We start from the raw sequence: 1,666 nt of genomic DNA on the forward strand, positions 1-1,666 counted from the left end.
GTCACCCATTAGCCGTCTCCGTCAATAGGGAAGTCCGCATCCTGCGACTTTCCCCGCATGTTCCTGCCTCGCACCGTCTGCGAATCACGCGTACCGCCGCACACTTGGTTCTCGAATCTCGGTTGCGCCGATGCGCACCAGTCACCCATCAGGATCAAGGCTGTGGCACCTTGCGGTGCGTGGCCCCTGGCTGCATCCGCAGCCCCAGAAAACCCTCTGTTCCCCAGCGTGTCCATTCACAGCGAGCGCATGGGCTCGCACAAGTCTATGGTTTGACCGCCTGGGCGGTGATCCAACCCCTTGTGGCTCGCGCTGCGGGCGCAACGAAACTTGCATGATCCGGGCGGGATCGGCAACGGCGCGCAATCAAGTTTGATGGGTGTACCAACCTCCGATGCGGCGCTGCCGTTGCCGACCCCAAATCTCTATCAGCGCTGCGCTGCGCCGGCATCGCGCCACCACGCTGTTCGTTGTGGCCGATGCGGCGCGATGCCGCATTGGCCATGACGAACGATGGCGATGTTCGCGTGCATGCCGGCGTCTTGCATGGCCGCTCCTATCCGAAGGCCCTTGCCGCGTCGAAGGGCTGGCCGCTTTTGATCACGTGGTAGCAGGCGCGCGCCAGCTTGTGCGCCACCGCCTTGATTGCTACCACCGACAGGCTGTGCGCGGACTTCTTCTGGTACCACCGCTTGATCGTGGCGTCATAGCGTATGGCGAAGTGCGCTGCCTCGATGAAGGCCCAGGCCAAGTGCTTGTTGCCACACTTGGCATTGCCTTCGCCTTTCTTCTTGCCATTGGATTCGCGCCGGCTGTCCACCGTGCGCGCGTAGGAGGCGAAGTTGCCGGGGCCGGGGAAACGACCAATGTCCCCCGTCTCCAGCGCAATCGTCAGAGCCAGCACTTCACCGATGCCGCTGACCGTCTTGAGTGCACGGTAGTCCCCGCGCAGCTTCACGCGTGCCAAAATGCTTTTCTCCAGCGCCTTGACCTGCGTGTCCAGGCATTCCATCACAGCCAAGTTGGCATGCAGCGCCAGCTTCTGCTCGTCCAGCAGCGCCATCACCTCGATGGACTCCCTGGTCCAGCGCTTGATCTCGTTGCCGCGGGCATTGGCTCCCAGGTTGCGTGCCACCAGGTTCTGCATGCTCAGGATCTGCGTGCTGCGCTGGCGAACGAGCTGGCCGCGCTTGCGCAGCAGGTCGCGCACTGCGCGCTCCTCGCGCGGATAGATGTGCCCTGTGGGCAGAATGCCCAGGCGCAGCAGATGCGCCAGGTGGCGAGCGTCGCTGAAGTCGCCGGTATGTTTGAGCCCGTCGTACTGCCTGACGGCAGCGGTGTTGACCAAATGCACGGTCATTCCCGCATCCTGCAATCCATCGACCAGCCAGTACCAGTTGTAGGTGGACTCCACGGCCACGCCAACCAACGCTCCTGCACATGCCCGCAGCGCGCCAATGATCGCCGTCAGATCATTGGGCAGGCGCTTGGAGAACACCACCCTGTCATGCTCGTCGAGCACACACAACACGCTGTTGTTGGAATGCAAGTCAATCCCCGCGTACAGTTTCATGTCGGCCTCCTTCAATGTGGACCATCGGTTGAACTGGAATCCAAACGATAGCCCCGTGAACGGAGGCCGACCTCGTGGGCTAGATGTTTATCA

1 protein-coding gene is annotated in these 1,666 nt (G+C 62.2%); it reads right to left on the reverse strand.

From position 1 onward, the window contains the following. Window positions 1-556 precede the first annotated feature (556 nt). Window positions 557-1,573 (reverse strand): IS110 family RNA-guided transposase, encoded by a 1,017-nt coding sequence (locus QTI66_RS39430; protein WP_286565823.1) that lies wholly within the window; start codon window positions 1,571-1,573, stop codon window positions 557-559. Between the last annotated feature and the right edge of the window lie 93 nt (window positions 1,574-1,666).

The sequence above is a fragment of the Variovorax brevis genome (assembly GCF_030317105.1).
Taxonomy (GTDB): Bacteria; Pseudomonadota; Gammaproteobacteria; order Burkholderiales; family Burkholderiaceae_C; genus Variovorax; species Variovorax brevis.